Source organism: Chloroflexota bacterium, from assembly GCA_034717495.1.
GTDB lineage: Bacteria > Chloroflexota > Anaerolineae > JAAEKA01 > JAAEKA01 > JAYELL01.
This window is the reverse complement of record JAYELL010000038.1, coordinates 79,760-100,966: the sequence shown is the minus strand read 5'-3', so window position 1 is coordinate 100,966 and position 21,207 is coordinate 79,760. Positions and strand designations below refer to the sequence as shown.

General features: G+C 57.5%; 18 protein-coding genes and 1 pseudogene. 2 read left to right on the top strand and 17 right to left on the bottom strand.

Annotated elements, in window-relative coordinates; all coding sequences use genetic code 11:
• Positions 1 to 5: 5 nt before the first annotated feature.
• The 4 genes from U9R25_07480 to U9R25_07465 form a co-directional block, all read right to left on the bottom strand.
• Positions 6 to 1,115: a sugar ABC transporter permease gene (locus U9R25_07480; GenBank protein ID MEA3335737.1), complete on the bottom strand. Its 1,110-nt coding sequence runs from the start codon at positions 1,113 to 1,115 to the stop codon at positions 6 to 8.
• A gap of 204 nt (positions 1,116 to 1,319) precedes the next feature.
• Positions 1,320 to 2,861 (bottom strand): extracellular solute-binding protein, encoded by a 1,542-nt coding sequence (locus U9R25_07475; GenBank protein MEA3335736.1) that lies wholly within the window; start codon positions 2,859 to 2,861, stop codon positions 1,320 to 1,322.
• 494 nt (positions 2,862 to 3,355) lie between these two features.
• Positions 3,356 to 4,294 (bottom strand): proline dehydrogenase family protein, encoded by a 939-nt coding sequence (locus U9R25_07470; GenBank protein MEA3335735.1) that lies wholly within the window; start codon positions 4,292 to 4,294, stop codon positions 3,356 to 3,358.
• A gap of 128 nt (positions 4,295 to 4,422) precedes the next feature.
• Positions 4,423 to 4,725: a GIY-YIG nuclease family protein gene (locus U9R25_07465; protein ID MEA3335734.1), complete on the bottom strand. Its 303-nt coding sequence runs from the start codon at positions 4,723 to 4,725 to the stop codon at positions 4,423 to 4,425.
• Positions 4,726 to 4,916: 191 nt separating this feature from the next.
• Between U9R25_07465 and U9R25_07460 the strand changes: the two genes are divergently transcribed.
• Positions 4,917 to 6,935, top strand: coding sequence for a (Fe-S)-binding protein (locus U9R25_07460; GenBank protein ID MEA3335733.1), 2,019 nt, complete (start codon positions 4,917 to 4,919; stop codon positions 6,933 to 6,935).
• A 718-nt stretch (positions 6,936 to 7,653) separates the two neighbouring features.
• Here the strand turns inward: U9R25_07460 and U9R25_07455 are convergent.
• The 9 genes and pseudogenes from U9R25_07455 to U9R25_07415 all read right to left on the bottom strand — a co-directional run bounded on the left by U9R25_07455 (position 7,654) and on the right by U9R25_07415 (position 16,221).
• A complete protein-coding gene (locus U9R25_07455; GenBank protein ID MEA3335732.1) occupies positions 7,654 to 8,724 on the bottom strand; it encodes an Mrp/NBP35 family ATP-binding protein in 1,071 nt (356 codons plus the stop codon).
• A gap of 8 nt (positions 8,725 to 8,732) precedes the next feature.
• A complete protein-coding gene (locus U9R25_07450) occupies positions 8,733 to 10,055 on the bottom strand; it encodes an NAD(P)/FAD-dependent oxidoreductase (protein MEA3335731.1) in 1,323 nt (440 codons plus the stop codon).
• A gap of 78 nt (positions 10,056 to 10,133) precedes the next feature.
• Positions 10,134 to 10,502, bottom strand: a complete 369-nt coding sequence (locus tag U9R25_07445) for a hypothetical protein (GenBank protein ID MEA3335730.1) — start codon at positions 10,500 to 10,502, stop codon at positions 10,134 to 10,136.
• Positions 10,503 to 10,588: 86 nt separating this feature from the next.
• The gene (locus U9R25_07440; protein ID MEA3335729.1) at positions 10,589 to 11,272 is read right to left on the bottom strand and encodes a metal-dependent hydrolase; all 684 of its coding nucleotides are present in this window, start codon (positions 11,270 to 11,272) and stop codon (positions 10,589 to 10,591) included.
• Positions 11,273 to 11,432: 160 nt separating this feature from the next.
• Entirely contained in the window at positions 11,433 to 12,524 is a 1,092-nt protein-coding gene (locus U9R25_07435) for a 4Fe-4S binding protein (GenBank protein MEA3335728.1), read from the bottom strand.
• Positions 12,525 to 12,568: 44 nt separating this feature from the next.
• On the bottom strand, positions 12,569 to 13,723 hold the full coding sequence (locus U9R25_07430) for an NADH-quinone oxidoreductase subunit D (GenBank protein MEA3335727.1): 1,155 nt from the start codon (positions 13,721 to 13,723) through the stop codon (positions 12,569 to 12,571).
• Between the two features lie 159 nt (positions 13,724 to 13,882).
• Positions 13,883 to 14,248, bottom strand: a pseudogene (locus U9R25_07425) (NADH-quinone oxidoreductase subunit C).
• A gap of 107 nt (positions 14,249 to 14,355) precedes the next feature.
• Entirely contained in the window at positions 14,356 to 15,279 is a 924-nt protein-coding gene (gene nuoB / locus U9R25_07420; GenBank protein ID MEA3335726.1) for an NADH-quinone oxidoreductase subunit NuoB, read from the bottom strand.
• 126 nt (positions 15,280 to 15,405) lie between these two features.
• A complete protein-coding gene (locus U9R25_07415; GenBank protein ID MEA3335725.1) occupies positions 15,406 to 16,221 on the bottom strand; it encodes a N(G),N(G)-dimethylarginine dimethylaminohydrolase in 816 nt (271 codons plus the stop codon).
• A 201-nt stretch (positions 16,222 to 16,422) separates the two neighbouring features.
• Here U9R25_07415 and U9R25_07410 point away from each other — a divergent pair, with 201 nt between their 5' ends.
• The gene (locus tag U9R25_07410; GenBank protein ID MEA3335724.1) at positions 16,423 to 17,667 is read left to right on the top strand and encodes a glycoside hydrolase family 3 protein; all 1,245 of its coding nucleotides are present in this window, start codon (positions 16,423 to 16,425) and stop codon (positions 17,665 to 17,667) included.
• Positions 17,668 to 17,716: 49 nt separating this feature from the next.
• Here the strand turns inward: U9R25_07410 and U9R25_07405 are convergent, their stop codons facing one another.
• The 4 genes from U9R25_07405 to amrS all read right to left on the bottom strand — a co-directional run bounded on the left by U9R25_07405 (position 17,717) and on the right by amrS (position 20,935).
• Complete coding sequence (locus U9R25_07405; protein ID MEA3335723.1) at positions 17,717 to 18,667, bottom strand: aminoglycoside phosphotransferase family protein; 951 nt, start codon at positions 18,665 to 18,667, stop codon at positions 17,717 to 17,719.
• Positions 18,668 to 18,722: 55 nt separating this feature from the next.
• Positions 18,723 to 19,010: a DUF503 domain-containing protein gene (locus tag U9R25_07400; protein ID MEA3335722.1), complete on the bottom strand. Its 288-nt coding sequence runs from the start codon at positions 19,008 to 19,010 to the stop codon at positions 18,723 to 18,725.
• 65 nt (positions 19,011 to 19,075) lie between these two features.
• Positions 19,076 to 19,882 carry an AmmeMemoRadiSam system protein B gene (gene amrB / locus U9R25_07395; protein ID MEA3335721.1) on the bottom strand — a complete coding sequence of 269 codons (807 nt, stop codon included), beginning with the start codon at positions 19,880 to 19,882 and terminating at the stop codon, positions 19,076 to 19,078.
• A gap of 30 nt (positions 19,883 to 19,912) precedes the next feature.
• The gene (amrS, locus tag U9R25_07390) at positions 19,913 to 20,935 is read right to left on the bottom strand and encodes an AmmeMemoRadiSam system radical SAM enzyme (GenBank protein ID MEA3335720.1); all 1,023 of its coding nucleotides are present in this window, start codon (positions 20,933 to 20,935) and stop codon (positions 19,913 to 19,915) included.
• Positions 20,936 to 21,207: the final 272 nt, after the last annotated feature.

The following is a 21,207-nucleotide window of genomic DNA, read 5'->3' as shown; positions in this document are numbered from 1 at the left end:
CTGAGTCACTCCGCGACCCGGGTGCGCAGGATATTGACATAGGCGATGCCAAAGAAGGTGACCACCAGAAGCAAGGAATAAGCAATGGCCGCCGAACCGCCGATATCCAGGGTTCGCCACGAAATCCACGAATGCAAGGTCAACGACTCGGTAGCAGTGCCCGGTCCTCCATTGGTCAAAACATTGGGAAGATCGACGATCTTGAAGGCTTCGATCATGCGGATCAACACTAATGTAAGGCTCACGGGAAAGATCTGGGGCATGGTGATGTTGCGCAGGATTTGCCAGCGATTGGCGCCGTCGACCAGAGCGGCCTCCCGCTGCTCGATCGATTGGGCTTCGAGCGCAGCCAGCAACACGATGAACATGAAGGGCGTCCATTGCCAGATATCACCGATCATGACGGCACTGCGCGCGCCCCAGGGATCAGTCACCCAGGAATAAAGCCCAAGCCCCATTGCCTGCCAAATCGGTTGCAAGGGACCTTTGTCGGTATCGGTCATCATGCGAAACATATAGGCCACACCGACCGGTGTGATCATCATCGGCAATAGGAACACAACCCGAAAGAAACGCCTGCCCGGCAACGGCTGGGTGACCAGCAGGGCCAACCCCAAGCCCAGCGTATACTGGATCGCAATCCCGACGAAGACATACACCCAGGTAATCACCATGGTTCCTGGACGGCCCCCAGGCGAAAGTGTCTGAATCACCAGCCAGGCAAAGAGGGTCAGGACGGCGACAATCACCCCACGGAAGATCAGCCCCCCGATAGAAAACTCACTTCCCCTGATATACCGGAGGAGGAATAATAAAAGCAAGCCCACGAAGAGTACGAACAACAGCCAACCCAGCAGGGATGGATGGCTGGTCTTGCCCAGGAAATGGTTTTTTTCGGTGCCAACCAGGAGCTTTCGGAAATTGGCCAGACCAACGAATTTGATTTCGAAGCCACCGGGCACAAACTTCAGGCGTGAGAAGGCCAGGTAAAGAGAGATGATCAGAGGAAAGATGGACAAGAACAGAACCATCAGAATGGCTGGCCAGATGAAAACACTGTTGGCAGACCCCTCGAATCGCCTCTGAACCCGCCCCCATAATCCAGGTTGTTCCATCCCTGGATCACTCCTTGCTGTCGTCAGCTCCGATGATCTGTCATCGACTGTCATAAGCAGGCCCGCTTCTCATTTTATTGCCGGTTTGATCCGCAGTGGCACCGGTGTCGCATGGCCCGAATTTCGAGCCATGCGACACCGGGAAGAGGGAAAGCCTTCACCCTGCGCTCAATGCTAGGCTGAGACTCGCCCGGTGGAGGGTTGTTATTCGGCGCCCAACGTGCCAGTGTAAGCCTTGAGTTGGTCCTCGCGGTCCAATTCCTCGGTGATCTCCTCCCAGCCAACGTAGATCTGTTCCATGGCCTCTTCGGCCGTGATCTCGCCAGCCATGAACTGACTCACCGCCTGGTCCAACACCACCTGCTGGTAGCGCTGGTTTTGCGGGATGCGAAGATCGAGCACCATATTGGGGCTGGCCAGGCTACCCTCGATGGCGCCCAGATAGTCGGCAGCGGCCTGAGGACTCATGCCCGCTTCCACCCAACCCTTGCGATTCAGGAACTGGGAAGTCCGGTAGGGGTTGAAACCGGTCAACCCGATGGTCACGTCCACATTGGCCTGTGCAGGCTGGGCCATGTAGGAGAAGAAGTCGTAGGCTGCGGCCTTGACGAGATCGTCGGCCGCCGCGTTGATGCCGCCCGACCAGCCACCAAAGGCAGCGAAAGGCGCGTGATTCACACCATCGATCGCGTAGGGGCATGTCTCGTCGTCGCAGGGCACCAACTTGCCGGTCTCTCGATCCAACACCTCGGTGGAACCGGGCAAGATCATCGCGCCGGTCTTGTCCTGTACGACGGAGGTGTCAGGATCGATGGCCAGTGTGCCGATGTCTCCCCAATCCAGGGAGAGAGCACAGCGGCCAGAGGTGAAGAGGCTGCGGGTGTCGCCCACGTCCAGGTTCAGCTCATCGGGAGGACCGAATTCGGTGGTGGCCATGTTGATTTCCAGAGCCTTGGCGAAGGCTTCGTTTTTCACCAACGGCTCCATGGTCTCGGTGTCGAAGAAGGTACCCTGGCTGGTGCCCTGACTCTGGATCATCGAGGCAGCAATATCGTAAATGAACCAATAGGCCTGGGCGCCCCGTTTCTTGGAGATGCAGGAGCCATAGTCGGGATCGCCGTCTCCGTTCAGGTCCTGGCCATGGAACTCCGCGGCGATTGCCAGGTATTCGTCCCAGGTTGTGGGCGGTTCATCGATCAGATCGGTGCGGTAATAGCCCATGTGGAAATCGCCATCCAACGGAATGGTATAGATGCTACCCTGGTAGCTGGCACTGAAGTTGCGGAAGAAGGGAGCCACATCATCCCACTCCAGATCAGGGTCATTGGCGATTTTTTCGGTCAGGTCCTCAACATAGCCGGGCACGATAAAGTCCACCATCCACTGGGGAGCAAACACCCAGGCGTCGAAGGAGTCCGTGCCTGTAGCGACGTCGGTGAGAATCTTCTGATACAGATCGCTGAAGGGAACGACGACCACGTTGACCTGAGCGCCTGTCAACTCGGCGAAATCGGGACCACGGCGCTGCAAAGGCTCGGCAATCTGGGGGCCGGTGAAGGTCAGGATGTTGATCTCTACACCCTCATAGGGTTTGGCATCGGGTTCGGCGGGAACCTGAACCTCCTTGATAACCTCCACGGTCTCCTTGACCACCTGAACCTGGGGCGGCGGTGCAGCCACGCAGGCACTCATGATCAAAGAGAGCAACACAAGCAAGGAAAGACTGAGCCCAAGTTTAGTTTTCATGACGTTCTCCTCCTTGAGAATCGAAACATGGTGTGATGGAAAAACAGAAATGGAAGAACCCCTCTCTTCGCTGTCGCAGGCTGGTCGTCGGATCCGGTGAGGGGTGGGCGAGGAAGGGAACCCGAACCCAGCAGCCAACTAATCACGAACGTTTTTTTGCTGAAAGTCTCTTTTGGGACACCTCCTTTGGTTGCCAGAGGTCGCGGGGAAGAGTAAGTAAAACACATGTCCCACGCGGACATCTGAGGGACAAACGAAGCCGAATTTCATTTCCCATTGTAATCAGCTTCACACCGCTTGTCAAGCACTATTCTCGTTCTCAGAAACTGTTTAAACAGTCTTGTCCATGGGCTTGTTGGGTCTTCAAAGTGTGCTTCGCAGCATCAGGCCACCGACTTCCATGCCTAAATTGCAGCTTTCGAGCGGCCTGGGGAGATCTTCGACCCCTTTTCAAACAGCTGATAAGGGCAATCGCAGTTTGGTGGGGCAAATCGTCAATCACCCATCAGGGCGCGCAGGAAGAAAAGCAGATTGGCCGGCCGCTCCGCCAATCGGCGCATGAAATAGGGATACCAGGCAGTGCCATAGGGGATGTATACCCGCATCCGATAGCCCTGATCGACCAGCGCTTGCTGAAGATCGCGCCGGATGCCGTACAACATCTGGAACTCGAAGCGATCCGGGGTAATTCCCCTGTGAAAGGCAAAGGCCTTGGTCCAGTTGATGATCGCGTGATCGTGGCTCGCCACGGCAACGTAGGTGCCATCGTAATCCGACTGCCCTTCCAACATGGCCTTGATGAGCACCTCCAGATTGCGATCCACCTCCCCCTTCCGGGGAAAGGCCACCTCGGGCGGTTCGTCATAGGCGCCCTTGCACAGCCGCAAGTTGGCCAGGCCCTCCCGCGTTAGCTGTGCCACATCTGCCTGGCTGCGGAAAAGATAGCTCTGAATGACCGTGCCCACGTTGTCGAAATCCTCTCGCAACTGGCGATAGATGGCCAGGGTGCGATCTGTGACAGGGGAGTCCTCCATATCGATCCGCACCGAATTGCCCAGTTCTGCGGCCCACTGCACGATCAAACGCACGTTTTCGTAACAGAGCCCGTCGTCGATGGCCAGCCCCATGGCAGTCAGCTTGATCGAGACATTGGCATTGACGTTGCTGTCATCGATGGCCTGCAGGATCCGGACGTATTCGTCGGCGTTGACCCGGGATTCCCCCTCCATGAAAACATTTTCGCCAAGATAGTCGATCGTGGCAAGCAGCCCTCTGGCATTGACCTGTTTTATCACGTCGATGGCCTCAGGCAAGCTCTCTCCCGCCACAAACCGACGCGCCATACGCCGGCTAATAGGAAAGCCGACAATAAGATCCTGTAGTTGCCTGTTGTGAGACAGGGCGATCAACGGGCGGCGAAGAACCAACGACATCGTCTATCCCTCCTTGTGCAACACGCGGAACATGTACAGGTACATATCAGCCTCTTCCTGAATGATCTTGGTTCACAACGAGCCTTCGGCCTTGTCGGTGTCATGCCGAAGGCATGCCGCCGAAGCCGCTAGTCGCCATCCTGCTGCCGGCCAGCGCCGGCCGCCCAATCAGGACCGCTCTCCATGATAATCTGTTCCTTGTACTGGCGTCCCTTGCGTTTGATCTCGTCCTCACGTTTCATGGCCGCGCTGCGGTCAGGAAGGACCTCCCAGTAAATGAGTTCGACCGGGCCATGCTGTCGCGTATAACGCGCCCCGCGCCCGGCGTTGTGCTGCTTCACCCGGCGCTGAACATCGGTAGTCCACCCGGTGTAGTAGTTGCCGTTGGCACAGCGTACAATGTAAATGTAGGCTTGGCTTCGATCGTCCATGGACACAGTTTACCCGAAATGATGCCTGTAGGCAAGCCCTTTTTTGTACACAAATTGACGCACCGCGTCACATCGCTTGTCGCCTCTGCCATTCGCCTGTATAATCGGTGTCAACAGTCTTTCACCTGCTCTCTGCCGTTAACAATTGACTATTGGCCATTCACCAATTGACAATTAGAGGAGCCAACCCCATGTTCCAACTGTCCATCATTGAGATGATCCTGTTCGTTCTGGCGGCCGTTGTTTCCCTTTATTACGGCTATCAGGGTTTCCGCAGGATCTGGCAAATCATCAATCGTGGCCAGGGAGACTTCCCTCCTCATGATATGGGATCCCGCGTCGGCGAAGCCCTGTCAGACTGGGCCCTCTTGAAGCCAACTTGGGATACCCGGTTTGTCTCCAGCTTCTTTCACGCTATGGTCGCCTGGGGCTTTATCTTCTATTTTCTGGTCAACCTGGGAGATATCGTCGAGGGCTTCTTTGGCGTGCACTTCCTGGGCCAGGGGCTCGTTGGCAACCTGTTTCGTCTTCTGGCCGATCTCTTGAGCGTTGCCGTGATCGTCGGCATGATCTACTTCCTGTTGCGCCGGTTTGTCTTCCACAGCAAAGACTTGGAAATCCGCGACAATGTCAAGCTCATGGAGAAGGTCAGGCAGGGGGCCGTGCGCCGCGATTCTCTGATCGTCGGGGTGTTCATCATCCTGCACGTGGGCTTTCGATTTCTGGGGGTCAGCTTCGGCCTTGCCATGGAGGGCATGGGAGATTCCTGGCAGCCTTTTGCCAGCGCAGCATCTTCTCTCTGGTCCGGATTCAACGACTCAACCCTGACGCTGCTGCAACACCTCTCCTGGTGGATTGCTCTGGGCCTGATCCTGGCTTTCATCCCCTACTTTCCCCGCAGCAAGCACGTCCACCTGATCATGTCGGGGTTCAATTTCCTGACTCATCCCCGACGAAGCTCGCTGGGCGAACTGGAACCGATGGATTTTGAAGATGAGGAAATCGAGCAGTTTGGCGCGGCCAGGCTGGAACAGCTGCCCTCGACCCACATCCTGGATGCCTATGCCTGCATCATGTGCAACCGCTGTCAGGATGAATGCCCCGCCTATCTGACTGGCAAGGAGCTATCGCCCTCGGCGCTGGAGATCAACAAACGCTACTACATCAATGCTCATGTCAATGAACTGGCGGCTGGCGACGACTCGGAGCAGCTACTGACCTACGCCATAAGTGACTCCGCGCTGTGGGCCTGCACAGCGTGCGGCGCCTGCATTGAGATCTGTCCCGTGGGCAATGAGCCCATGTTCGATATCATGCATATTCGCCGCAACCAGGTGCTCATGGAAAGCCAGTTTCCCCATGAATTACAGCAGGCCTTCCGGGGCATGGAACGCTCTGGCAATCCCTGGAACCTGGCCCGGGGAGACCGGATGGCCTGGGCCAGCGATCTGGACATTCCGACCGTGGAAGACAATCCCGAGTTCGACATCTTATGGTGGGTCGGTTGCGCGCCCGCCTACGACATGCGCGCCCAGAAGACAGCCAGGGCGTTTGTTGCCATCCTGAAGGCTGCCGGGGTGAATTTTGCCGTGCTGGGCGAGATGGAAAACTGCACCGGCGACTCGGCCCGCCGGTCTGGCAACGAAGCTCTCTTCTGGGAGTTGGCACTCAGCAACATCGAAGTCCTCGATGAGTTCGATGTTTCGCGTATCGTCACTACATGCCCCCACTGCATGCATGTCCTGGGCAAGGAATACCACCAATATGGCGGTCAGTACGATGTGATCCACAGCACCCAGTTGATTGCCGATCTGATGCTCGAAGGCAAGATCCAGTCTGGACCGGCAAGCAGCGGCCCGGTCACATTCCACGACCCCTGCTACCTGGGAAGGCAGAACGATATCCTGGACCCACCCCGCCAGGTGCTGCAGGGGGTCAGCGGCGATCTGGTGGAGATGAAACGCCAGGGACGCCAATCCTTCTGCTGTGGTGCGGGTGGTGCGCAGATGTGGAAGGAAGAGGAACCGGGTCAGAAGGCAGTCAACGAAAGTCGTTACGAGGAAGCCGCGGCCACGGGCGCCAAGACGATCGCCGTCGGTTGCCCCTTCTGCCTCACCATGCTTACCGACGCCTCTAAACAGGCTGATCAAGGCATCGAGGTCAAGGATGTGGTGGAGCTGGTGGCTGAGGGATTGGTGGATCGTGGATAGTGGTCAGTTCCGGGGTCGGACACGGGGATAGAGCGACGCGGGGACGCGGAGATGGGGAGAAGGGCGACACGGCGACACAGCGATACTCCGACACTCTGACATTCTGCCCTTCCGACATTCCGACTCCGCGTCCCTGGCCGAAGCTGGCCATCCACGAATGCAGTGACCCTGCATCTGCCCTGTTCGTGTATTCGTGGCCCTATTCGTGGACGGCGATCTCAAACATTCTTCAGTCAAGTAAGGTTGGATTGGGCAGGGACTCTGGGATTGCCACGGCCCTTGCCCCACGCACAACCGCCGCCGAGGTAGATGAGGGATCGGGCCTACCTAGCTAGCTCACGCACCGCTTGCTAGCGTGCTGGCGTAGCGTCGCAATGACAGACAGAATGGCCTGCCCTGGCGACATCCTGACATTCCGACGCTCCGACGCTCTGACGAAACGGGGGCTACGCACTGGCTCGACTCCAGCGCCCAATTTCGTCATATCGAGAATCGCTGGGAATAACCTAACCTGGACAAGCCAGGAGAACGCTGATTACGCAGACCTTCGGCGCAGGTTTTCGCTGATCTTCTTTATTGATTGATCTACGTTTGCCCTTAGGCTACACTCAGGACAGCGCTACGGTCATGTTTTTTTCTTTTCAGGTTTGCGGTACTTCCTTGTTAGGTTCGCGGATAATCTCCTTGCCCAGTGTGCAAGAATCTGACTCAAAAGGTACTAAATTATCTTCAACTCGGGAGCCGATTGGAAGCTCATTACGCTAATCCGGGCAGCAACAGCTTGCGCCAGGTTTTTGAAGGCCTGGGCCTGCTCGTTGTCAGGATGGACAGCCACGATCGGCCATCCGGCATCGCTGCCTTCCCGGATGGTCCGGTCAAGATAGACCCGGCCCAGGAATGGCACATGCAATTGCTCGGCCGCCCGCTCTGCACCACCCTCGCCGAACACCTCCCCGGCCATATTTTCGATGATGCCCAGTATCGGCACCTGCAGTTGCTCGAAGGCAGCAAGCCCTTTCTGCGCATCATCCAGCGCCACATTTTGCGGCGTGGATACAATAATGCCACCGGTTACCGGCACCGATTGGGCCAGTGTGAGCGTAGCATCACCAGTGCCGGGCGGCATATCGACGATCAGATAATCGAGCTCGCCCCAAGCCACATCGGTGAACAACTGGCGAATGGCGCCATGCAGCATGGGTCCGCGCCAGATCACAGCCTTCCCGGGCGGAATCAGGAAACCCATACTGATGACTTCAACACCGTAGGCAACGGGGGGAACCAGTTTGCCATCCTCAGGCGAAGGCAAACTATCCCGGGTTAGACCCATCATCATGGGAATATTGGGGCCAGTGATATCGGCATCCAGGATACCGACCTTGGCGCCCTGTTGGGCCAGGGCAACCGCCAGGTTGACCGCGACGGTGCTCTTTCCGACGCCACCCTTACCGCTGGCAACGGCTATGATGTTTTTGACAGGTATTTGCAGTTGACCCGCAATTCGACTGTCTTGCCGCACGTTGGCATCGAAGTTGACCTTTACCGACTCGACGCCTGGCATGGCCAATACAGCCGCCATGCTTTCCTCCTCCATCTTCCCGCGCAAGGGGCACGCGGGAGTCGTCAACATGATGGTAAACGCCACCTGTCCGCCATCGATCTGAATGTCCCTGATCATGTTCAGGGTAACCAGATCCTTGTGCAGTTCAGGTTCGATGACGTTGCTCAGGGCAGCCAACACCTCAGTTTCGGTTACATGTCCGTTTTCTTTGCTATCACTTGTCGTCATAAAATATGCTACCTCTCTTGGTTTTGATTTCGCAGATCATCCTGCACCAGTCCGGCTACTCTGTGACCGATGTCAACCGCGTAGTTGGTGCCCCGGTCCCAGGGGTACACCTGGCTCATGCTGGCGAAGTATAGCCCGGTTAGCGGCGTTCTCAGGTCCGGAATCTGATGGGAATAGTTGACAGGGGGCACAGGCTGGGCGTAGGCCGCCTTGTGTACCCAAAATTGACGAATCCAGCTGCGCTCAAAGTCGGGTCGCAGCCGTTTAATTCCGGGCAAAAATGCATCCAGCAGTTCCTCGTCGCTCATGGAAAAATGGGCATGATCGACATCCAGGTAATCACCGCAATAGATTACATGGTCGCCGCCATAATGCTCGGAATCGATGTAATTGGTGTGCTCCACGAAGGCCAGAAAGGGGAAACCAGCAGCCTTGGGCAGGTTAATCCAATAGTGACCGTCGGTAATTGGCCGGTCCACGGCCATTGTCATGACAACGGCCCCCATCGACTGCAACTGCTGCAATCCCGCCAGGTAGTCCGCCGGAAGGCCGGGTACGATGCGCGCCAGCAGATAAGGGGGCACCGTCGCAACCACGGCGTCAAAGGGTTCTGAGTCGTCATCGCCATCAGCGGATTGCAGTTGCCAACCGCCATTGGATCGAACAATGTGACTCACCCTGGTATCGGTTCGAATCTGCCCGCCCCGATCCAGCAAGGCATCAGCCAAACGATCGGCAAACGTCTGGAATCCTCCCTCGAAATAGCCAAGGCTGGGGCTGCGTTTTACCATTCTCGCCCAGAACCAGGCCAGGTTGACCTCATCGTAGTGATCGCCAAATTTTCCCTGTAACATAGGCTGCCACAAGGTTTCGTAGGCTTGATTCCCCATCTGCTTTCGCAGCCAACGATCCGAGGTCGTCGTTTCGAGCTGCTTCCAGTCGCGGGTCAGGTAGCGCAGATACGCGATCGTAAGGCCCATGCGCATCTTGTCCACAAATCCCAGGTGAGGAAAGCTCAACACGCGCATCGGGCTATCGAAAGGATAGGCCTTGCCCTCGAACCACATGGACGTCACGGGACGACGGAAAAAGACGGAACTACCGATCTCCCCGGCCAGGTTGAGGATCGCTTCATCACCGGTGAAGATGTGATGGTAGAACTCCTCCAGAGGCCAATCCCAATTGGAGGCCTTGAAGCCAGCTGCCAGCCCACCAACTCGATGGCTGCTTTCCAGAACCGTTACCCGATAACCTTTTTTCGACAGGTCAAATGCGGCCGTAAGGCCGGCAATGCCGGCACCTACGATGCCGACGTGCGCTTGCTCAGTCATACCTGTTGCCCGATTGCCAGAATTTCCTGCCATACAGAAGGGCAGCCGATTGAAATGATGCCGCAGAAGTGACCACCATTACGCGACCTCTTCAGTCTCCCGATCATCCAAAGGGGTGTACTGGCCTGAAACCTGGTATTCCTGGACGGCCTGCTGGGCCTGCTGGAACAGACGCAACAAAGCAGCATCGCTGCCCTTGAACTGTGTGATAGTCTGGCGAGCGCACGCGGCGCAGCCTCGCATGAACTTGTAGCTGCCCGCATAACAATTCAGGCAACCATCGAGTTCAACCATCATCAGGCAGAAGGCCAGGCTGTCCGGATGGGTCTGCGGCAACCTGGAGACCTGGCCCACCAATTCCGCCCACTTGGGCCCTCGCAGGTCTTTCAGCGCGGGAATCAACGTGAACGGGAAAAGAATTTCAGCTTTTGGAAACATGCTTGCCATTTGGCACCTCGTCGGATAATGCGCGTGCCACATTGCACAGGAATCGTCAAAAAAACGCAGCCATCTGGCTGCCAGTCGCAAGCCGGTTACAAGGCAACTTCTTCCCCGACAGCCGCCGCTATGCAACGGGCGCCGGTCTGCTCTTCCACCGCTTCCGCAAAGGCTGTCACGTTTTGCTCGATCAGTGGCCAGGTGTCGTAATGGAGCGGGATGACCACCTTGGGATCGACAAACTTGACACAGCGCAGGCCATCCTCAGGACCCATGGTGAAATTATCGCCAATGGGCAGGATCAGCACATCGATTCCCTCTTCCCCGTAGAGCTTCATGTCGTAGCTCAAGGCAGTGTCGCCGGTATAGTAAACCCGCTTGCCACCGATATCGATGATGACCCCGGCCGCGACGCCGCCATAGCTGCCATCGGGCAAGATGGAACCATGATGGGCGATGGTCAACTTCGCGCGTCCGAAGGGAAACTGGAATGAACCACCAGGCTGCATGCCGTGAACCTTCTCCACACCGTGACCTGCGATCCAACTGGTCACCTCAACGGTGCCGAAAACGGTAGCGCCGGTTCGTTTGGCGATATCAGCAGCGTCTGGCAGGTGATCGAAATGACCATGGGAGACAAAAATGAAATCTGCCGCCAGGTCTTCGGACGCTACCATTGCCGCCGGATTGTCTGTGATAAAGGGGTCCACCAGCAGTGTGGCCCCGTCGTTCGCCAGGGTGAAACATGCGTGGCCGTGAAGTGTAAATATAAGTGACATCGGTGTCCTCCTCAAACGCTCTGTCCAGATCGTCCGAACTACTTGCAAAAAAGCAGCGAGGAGCCGGTTCTATTGCTTAACGCCAGACTCCTCGGCACCCATCCATCTGTTGGAAAATCGGTTCGCGCAATCGTTTATGATCTCTCTTGCAGAGGCGCCATCAATGTGGCAAAACCTTGGCATCGTCGCCTTTTCGAGCCTTGTAGCGCGCGTAGGACGCCGCCCGGCGTTTTTCCAGTTCTTCGTAGCTCAATGTGCCCGAGGTCCGCGCCTTTGGTCCCAGAACCTTGCCATAGGTGACGGCAACGGTAACCGGTTCCGGCGCGACCGCTTTTTTGTCCACATCGAGGACTTCTCCCGCGGCAGCGGCCTTGCGGGCGGCCACTCGTGCCCTGGCTTCTTCCCGGCGCTTTTCCAGCTCCTCGGGACTGAGCCCGGAAGTCTGCGACTGGGCAGCAAGGGGTTCAGACTCAGCCTTGGCTTCTTCCGCCTCACCCGCTGCGGCTGCCTTGCGGGCAGCTGCCCGCGCCTTGGCCTCTTCCCGGCGCTTTTCCAATTCCTCGGGGCTGAGCCCGGAGGTGTGTGGGGCCGGTTTTGCGGCCACCTTGCTGGCTGCTGCTGCTCCGGACGCGGCCCTGGCAGCTGGAGCTGCAGGCTTTTTCCTCTTGGCGGCCTTGGCAGCTTTTTTGGCTTCTTCCTCGGCGCGCCGCTCTTCCTCGGCGGCATATTGCGTCGGATAGATGGCTGCATAGTATTCGACGGGAACCGTCAGTTCCTCAAGATTGTACACCATATCCGGATAGCGCTCGAAGACCGCTAACTCGTAATCATGGTTCATCTTGATAGCATCGAATGGGCAAAACTCGGCGCAAAAGCCACAGCTCATGCAGATGGAGGTATCGATAAAAAATTCAGCCGGCTTGGGCACAGGTTTGCCCTTTTCATCGCTGCTACGGATAATCCAGATACATTGCGGAGGACAGACCTTGCTGCAGATTCCACAGGCCGTGCAACGATCCTCATCAGCGGACGTCTCATGGATGAGCATCGGAAGATAACGAAAACGCTCCGGCAACTGGCGCTTCTCTTCCGGGTACTGGATCGTATAAATGCCTTCTTCATCAGAACCCTGCCTGATCATATCGCGACCGTAGGCATAGCGGCTGGGAATCGCTTTTACGTCGTCGACGTATGTTTCCACCGCACGCTTGATGGTAACGCTCAAGCCCTTCAGTAATCCAGTTCCAAACATGAGTCCTCCGTGAATCCCCGACCGGATTGACCTCGCAGAATGATCTAGCGGTCTACCTCGCCCAGCACGATGTCGATGCCACCCAGGATAATAACCGAGTCGGCAATCTTGCTACCAATGCACATAGGTGCCAGTGCATTCAAATTGATGTAGGATGGCGGCCGGACCCGATAACGCCACGGGTTGCCCTTGCCGTTGGACACGAGATAAAAGCCCAATTCCCCTTTGGGCGACTCGATTCGCCCGTAGACATCGCCTGCCGGAGGACGAATAATGTATCCACCACCCTTGGGGGGCAAGACTGGCCCTTCCGGTATCTGATCCAGCGCCTGCTCGAGAATGCGCAGACTCTGGCGCATCTCCCCAAGGCGCACCAGATAGCGGGAGTAGACATCGCCACCGCTGTAGGAAACCACATCGAAGTCGAAACGGTCGTAGATAGAATAGGGTTCGGCCTTTCGAACGTCGTAGGGTACACCACAGCCACGCAGTTGGGGGCCCGTGCAGCTCAGTGCCACCGCATCCTCCGGTGACAGATAGCCGGTGCCGACACAACGAACCTGGAGGATCTCATTGTCGGTCAGCAGCCGATCGAACTCATCGATCTTGGCCGGCAGGCGGTTGGTAACGAGTTCCCGGCACTGCTCGAGCCATCCATCCGGCACATCGCTGGCAACGCCGCCAAAACGCATGTAATTGCACATCATGCGGCTGCCAGACACCCACTCAAACATATCCAGCAAATGTTCCCGTTCTCGCACCGTGTAGAGCAAAGGGGTGAAGAACGCGCCCAGGTCATTGAGCAAGGTACCGATGGCAAAAAGGTGATTGACGAGGCGGGTCAATTCAGCCATGATCACCCGCAGGTACTCGGCCCGTTCCGGCGGGGTAAATCTCTCATCCAGCAACTTTTCGACAGCGACCGCGTAGGCCAGATTGTTGGACATAGAAGTGATATAATCAAGCCGATCGGTATAGGGCATGTTCATCAAATAGGTGTTGCGCTCACCGATCTTTTCGTGGTTGCGATGAAGGTAGCCCATCTCTGGCTCCAAAGCCGTAATGGTTTCCCCTTCCAGTTCCACGATCATACGAAACACGCCATGGGTGCTGGGATGCTGCGGGCCCATGTTGACGACCAGGCGGTCGGTCTTGAGAGCGCCCGACACACCGTTTCCAGCATGGCGTTCCAATGGCATTATCGCCACCGGCTCCTCAAAGGTCTCGGGGTCGAAACCCTCCCAATATTGCACGTTGGCGCCCCAGGGGTTACGATCCTCGGCCCAGCTATGATTGCCTGCAGGATGGCGGCTCTTGAAAGGTTTGGTCTCCGCCTCGAAATAGGGCTCCTGCCAGTCCTTGCGCATGGGGTGGCCATCGAAGCCTTCCCAGAGCAATATGCGACGCAAATTCGGGTGTCCGGCAAACTTGATGCCGTAGAGGTCGTAAGCCTCCAGCTCCTGAAGATTGGCGCCCGGGTACTCCTGGATCAGCGAGTGGGTCGTCGGATCATCCTCCGGAAGTCGGACCTTGAGGACCTTTGGACCGCCACCCTTTTTCGTCGAGTAGAGATGATACACTACCTCGAACCGGTCGGCGCTGGTGCGATCCTTGTAGCCAAGATAGTCGACCCCCGTCAGGTTTGAGAGAAGATCATAACCTTCCTCGTCCCGCAAATGGGTCACGAGTTCGATGATCTTGTCGGGGTCGACGACCAGGGACATGCCATCCAGTCCTTCTTCCTCGGCCAATACCGCGCCGGGTACCACGTCGTCGTAAGGAAGAGTTGCTTCCACTGTTCCTTCTGTTCCTTCTGTCATGGTTCCCTCGTTTAAAAACTGAAGGTGGATACGGTGTTGCCCTCGGCGTCGAGAAGCGATGCACTGCCGCTATCGCCGGTCCAGACGTTCTTTTTGGTCCACACCAAGTCGTTGGGCGTCATCGTCTTCGCTTCCGGGCCACTGTAAACGTTGACTTCTGAATCGGACATCAGCACGAAACCCGTCGGGAACTCGTATGTCCGTTCCTTTTGATCGCTGACCAGCTTCCAGCCGGTGAGGTCTTGTGCCAGGCCCTGGTTAGTGATCAGCACCTGTTCGCCATCTCCGCTGGCGGCGATGCCGCTAATCGTCGGCTGAACAGATGCCCGCGCTTCCATCAACCGTCTCATATTGACATCGCGGACACGCCGGACTGCCTGCGGCTGGGTATTGATAATATCGGGGCCCAGAACCGGGATCGGCGTTTCACCGGTGTATTCCTTTTGATACCAGGGAACCGTGCGCACCGACTCTGTCTTGAATCTGTTATGCAGAGAGATGAAACCGTGGATGAGGGCCTCTGGCGTGGGCGGACAGCCGGGCACATACACGCTGACCGGCAAATACTTGTCGATACCGGACACGACGTTGTAGCCCTCCTTGAAGGGGCCGCCGCCAGTGGCACATGCGCCCATAGCGAGCACGTAGCGAGGTTCAGCCATCTGGTTGTAGAGGCGCACAATGGGCACAACCATTTTTTTGGTGACCGTTCCGGAGATAATGAGCAGGTCGGCCTGGCGAGGTGATGGGCGAGCCACTTCCATGCCGAAGCGAGACATATCGTAGCGTGCTGTGCCCGCGACGATAAACTCAATGGCGCAGCAGGCCAGACCAAAGGTCATAGGCCAAAGGGAATAGCTACGGCTTAAGTTGTAAACGAAATCAACCGTAGTCAGCAGAATATTCTTATCGAGTTCGTCCGGCACTTCAGCCATGCCCTGAGGCGTATCTGCCATCGCGACGTCCTTTCACTGAGGCGAGACCGAAAAAGGTCGTTAAATTCTACATTACATCAGAGTGCCGTGCAAATTTTCACCACCCGTACGGGAGCGAATCGATAATTATGACAGCAAACTCAAGCAGGTCACTCCACCATCCGACTTAGCGAACTCCCCTATCGGCACGGTCAGTACACGAAAGCCCCGACGCCAGATCGCTGTCGCTGTCCTGGGAAAGCCTGCCGGCACGATGACTGTATCGCCCAGAGCCAGGCAGTTGGCTGCCCCGGATTCATCATCCGGCGTCACGATAATATCAGCTCCCCGAATCTGCGCAAGATCGGCGTAGAGAGGCCAGGCCACCACAACAAACGGACCATCGTCCTGACCGGGTGCCCGCCCGAGAGAGTTGATACCACTGAGCAGGTGCAGACCCTCGGGTACTGTCAATGTTTCTACCGTCAGCCCCAGGGGCACCACGAATTGGCGTAGTTGCTCGCTGCCCGCCTGGTTGGTGCGTGCCGACAGGCCGACGACCAGGTTCTGGTCGAGGATCAAAACGTCGCCCCATTCAAGCGTGCCGGGAGCAGAAATCTCAACTACCGGGTTTCTCACGGGAAGATAGGGACGGATCAGATCGACCTCACCCTGGCGGGAGGGTTCTGCAGGTCGACTCAAGATACTCAACGCCGGCAGCAGCAGCGCCACATCCTGCACGAAACAGGAATCGGGCCACTGCTCGGCCTCCGCCAGCACCGTAACCTCAATGGCGCTGGCGCGCAGCGCATCGAGATAGAGACTGTGTTGGGCACGAGCCCGGTTGATATCGATAGGTTCTGCGTCCGGCGCTTGTCCCAGAGCCTTTTCGTAGGAGTCGCCCGGTGGGCGAACAAAGGCATGGGTCGGTCCGTTCATAACGATCGATTGCTCTGCTGGCATTTGGCTTCCTGGCATTGGTTTCGCACGCGACGTGTGCTACTATACCACCGGATGCACAGGGGGTCAATCCTTCCCAGGTTGGTGCAGCAATTCTCCCAAGAAATTTCGGTTATGTCATGCTGAAGGCGCGTCCCGAGCTTGCGGTTTTGCCAACAGTGACAAAATGCGCTATCCTGTGGCAGTGTGAAATCAAACCGAGAAATGCCTCCAGAACTATCCCGCCGGGCGTTTTTGTATGTGGCAGCGCATGGATTGGGCGCGGCCCTGCTGGCCGGCTGCGCAGTCGATACGCTTTCCCACATCGACCAGTCACTTCGTCCGGCTGAAACAGCCGTCGCGCCCGTAACTCAAGCGACCAATACCCCATTGTCAAAAAATCAGGCCGAAGCGCTGACAGTGCCCCTGGCAACCCCGGAGGTCAGTCTGCGGGTCAAAATCGGTCAGATGTTGTTGCTCGGTTTCCAGGGACTGACCGTCGACGACACCAGCCCGATCATAGGCGATATCCGCGGGAATCATCTGGGCGGTGTGGTACTTTTCGATTACGACGGACCCAGCCGGTCCTATCGCCGCAACGTGCAGTCACCCGAACAGCTGAAAACGCTGGTCGACTCCCTTCAGCAGGCTGCCGAAATCCCCCTGCTGGTAGCCGCGGACCAGGAAGGTGGCGTGGTAGCCCGGTTAAAACCCCGTTACGGCTTCCCGGCCACAGAATCCCACCAAAGCCTGGGAGAAAGCAACGATTCCAACGCGACCTGGATGGAGGCGGCCCGGATGGCCAAAACCCTGGCCCAGGTCGGCATCAATCTCAACCTGGCGCCGGTGGTCGATCTGAACATCAATCCGGACAACCCGGTCATCGCCAGGTACGGGCGCAGTTTTTCCGCCGACCCGGAGACAGTCACCCGGCATGCCCGCGCCTTCGTACAGGCCCATCACAAACAACGGGTCCGCTGCTGCTTGAAACATTTCCCGGGCCACGGCAGCTCCACCAGGGATTCCCACGCGGGCATGGTTGACATCACCGACACCTGGTCCATGGACGAGTTGGTCCCCTATGCCAACCTGATTGCCGAAGGACTGACCGATTCGGTGATGACCGCCCATGTCTTCAACAGCCACATCGATCCTGAATTCCCGGCCACTCTCTCCCGACCGACCATCACCGGCCTGCTCAGGGACCGTCTCTTCTACGACGGTGTGGTCATTTCCGACGACATGCAGATGGGCGCCATCCGAAAGCATTTCGGCTTCGAAGAAGCCATACTTCAGAGCATCGAGGCAGGGGTGGATATTATCGCCATCGCTAACAACTCGCTGTTCGAACCTGACGCCGCCACGCAGGCCATCGAGGCCGTGCGCGCCGCCGTGGATGCGGGCCGCATCAGCCCCGAGCGCATCGATCGCTCCTTCCAGCGAATAGCCAGGCTAAAGCGACATATCTAGGAAATATCGAACGCACCATTGCGCGACGGACGCGACCTTCCCAGCGTTTTTAGATCGCCATCACGCCAGCCAGATGACGGGCAATTGCGATCTGACTCTGCCAACCGGTGCCGTGATCCTCGACGGTCCAGACTGCCGATAACACCGCCTGAGCGATCCCCCATCGCACCAGGCGCTGGCGGTCGAAACCCAACAACTCGCCCAACTGATCGACCCTGCGCGCCAGAACACGCTGAGGATCGGGTTGCTCCAGCAGCCAGGGCAGTGGATTGCGCAGCAATGCCCCCGTCTCATAGGCTGCTTCACCCACGATCCCCTTTGGGTCCAGCGCCAGCCAGGGTGAGCGCTCTGCCGCCACGATGTTGTCATGATGAAGATCGCCGTGAAGCAACACGCTTTTCCCCATCGATCTCAGGAGTTCCTCAAAGAGATTTTCGGCCAACACCACCAGCTCTTCCGGTAACGGGCCAGTGCCACCACCGAACTGCTCTCGCAAGCGGCCCAACCCCTGTGCCCAATCCCCAACCGATTTGAACGAATAATTGGCAGGCACGGGCCGCCACAACCGCTGCATGACCTGCGCTGCGATCGCCGTTGCCTGTTCGTCATCCTGCACCAGGCGCAGCGGCGAACCGGGTTGAAGTCGTTCCAAAAGCATGGCCCCCAGATCGGCATCGTATGCCAGCAGCCCAACGATGCCGCGGCCATCATAGAGTTGCAGCGCCGCCATCTCGCTGTACAGCTCGGGGTTCGGGACACCTGCCTTGAGAACCGCCTGGCTGCCGTCGAGAAGAATCGCCGGGGCTACATAGTTGTAGGAAAGGGGTTCAAACGGCGCCAGCAGCTGCAGTGACCAATGCTGCGCACACCGATCCAGCAGGGCTGGAAGACCTTCCAGCCACTCTCTTCCCTCCTCGCCAAAGGTTTTATCGATGCGCCGGCAAAATCCCGGCGGCAAAGAGTATTCGCCCGGCTGAATCTGGCCTGAATTGCTCATCATTTTTCGTGGGTATGCCCGACTGAGTAGTCCCCCTGTGGCGTGTTGCTGCAAATCTTCAGGCTATCAATTCGATTTCGTAGTCGACCAATTCGGCGTCCAGTCGCCAGCGCTCGACGCTGCTCACCACCCGCATGAGCAGGCCATGGGCATAGGCTTTGTCCGATGAAACACACGCGACGCCGATGACAGCCGAGCGAAGACTGTCCTGCTCATCAACCTCGGCGACGGACACGTTGAAGTCTTTCCGCAAGCGATTGGTCAACGGTTTGATGACGCTGCGTTTACCCTTCAAGCTGCCATTCATAGGCAGATAGAGTTCGATGGTAACGATTCCTATTATCATAGTATTGTGACATGATGACACAAGGTCCCGGAGCGAAGCGGCGTGGATATCGACATGCTGACATCTTAGTCTGTGTAAGCCAGCGCGGCATAGCCGACAACCCGAAAGCGATCCCCGCCGGTGTCGCCTGAATTGCGGTAGTCAAGCAGGGTCGGCCGCCAGTTCTTCATCTGCGCCAGTCGCATCAGGATCAATATCGACTGCAGACCACACGCTTCGCCCTGAGCCGCTTGCTCGAAATCGCCTGCCAGCACAGCCTCAAGAAAAAATCTATCCAGCCGGCGCGCCTGGTCGTAGGCATAAAAGTGGCTCAGATCGGAACTCACAATAACCAGGTCGTCGGGTCCCACACGGACAGCAAGATCGGAGGCGACCCGATCGATATCTGTTCGACCACACAGCATAGCAACCAGGTCGAAATCGCCCAACACCATCTGCAGGAAGGGCAACTCCACTTCCAGGCAATGCTCCGGATCGTGGGCGCTGGCGATCGGCTGATACATTCTTGGATCTCGCAGCATATCCTCGACCACCTGTTTCTTCTGCGGCACGGAGCCCAGGGGCGTGTCGAATCGATCGTATGGAGCCAAAGCCACATCCCGAACGGGATAGTGATGGGCCGGCCCCAGAAGAAAGATGGTGGGTAACCCTCCCGACTCCCGGGAAGTCAACTGGCGAAAGCCACTGGCAGCAACAGGGCCCGAAAAACGATACCCGGCATGGGGTACAATCAGGGCACGCACCGGCGGCAAGTCAGCCTCGATAGCGGCGTTCAGTTGGGCCTCCACCTCGGCCCTTAGATTATCTGCAACACCTGGATAGAAGCTGCCTGCTACTGCCGGACGCCTGACGCGGGGCGCTATAGGTATCATCACGTCACCTCCGTCGCTTCGCCTCGATGGTCAAACCCAAATGCCGGGAATCCTGGCGCCACAGCCATGGCACTCACCCGGCCTTCGCCAGTGAGCCGTCACCCTGTACCAGCTTCGACTGATCAGCCGTTCGCCACATTGGGGACAGAGCGTGCTTTCACGGTCCCGGTCGTGCACATTGCCCACATAAACGTAGTTCAATCCGGCATCCTTGCCGATTTCCCAGGCCCGGACCAGGCTTCCATGAGGCGTTCGAGGCCGGTCGAGCATCTTATAGGCAGGATGAAAGGCCGAAATGTGCCAGGGCAGATCAGGCGAGACCGATACCAGCCAGGCGGCCATCTCTCGCAACTCAGGCTCGGAGTCGTTTAGACCCGGGATCAAGAGCGTGGTGATCTCGATCCAAATATCCGTGTGATGGACAATGTGTTCGATGTTTCGTTTCACCGGCGCCAGACGGGTTCCACAGACTTCCCGATAGAAGCGGTCGTTGAAAGCCTTCAGGTCAATGTTTATCGCGTCAAGATAGGGCTCAATCTCCATCAGAGCGTCCATCGACTCGAAACCACTACTCACGAAGACGTTGCGAATGCCATTTTGATGCGCGAGTCTGGCAGTGTCGCAGGCGTACTCGAAGAAAACGGCAGGTTCGTTGTAGGTGTAGGCCAGCATGGGAATGTTGCGCCGCTGGCAGAAGGACACCAGGTCCTCCGGCATGGCCTGTTCTCCTCCAGCGTAACCGGGCTCTACCTTGTCGCCGGCCTGGCTGATCGACCAGTTTTGGCAAAACTGGCACTGGAAGTTGCAGCCAACCGTTCCAAGGGACAGAATCGACCGGGTGGGCAAAAAGTGATAGAGCGGCTTCTTTTCGATGGGATCGACGTGCAGTGCCGCGGCCTGACCATAGACCATAAGGTAGAGGGCACCATCGTAGTTCCGCCGGATTCCACACTTGCCCATGCCACCGGGCTCGATCGCGCAGAAATGCTCGCAGGCTGTGCACTGCACGTAGCTCTTCTTGAGTTTCTTGTAAAGAGTCGCTTCTTTACGCATAATCGGGTTTCACAGGCCAATGACTCGCCGGCCACCTTCCACTCCCATTATACGGCCAAAAGGATGCGAATTCAAGCGTCGCCATGTCGCAAGGTCGCAGGGACGCCGTGTCGCAGCGTCGCAAGGTCGCCGTGTCGCAGCGTCGCAAGGTCGCCGTGTTGCAGCGTCGCAAGGTCGCCGTGTCGCAGGGTCGCCGTGTCCTTCGCGCCCTTCGTGAGCCTTCGCGCCTTCGTGCTCCAAACCATCGCCGTGTCGCCCCATCCCCGTGTCGC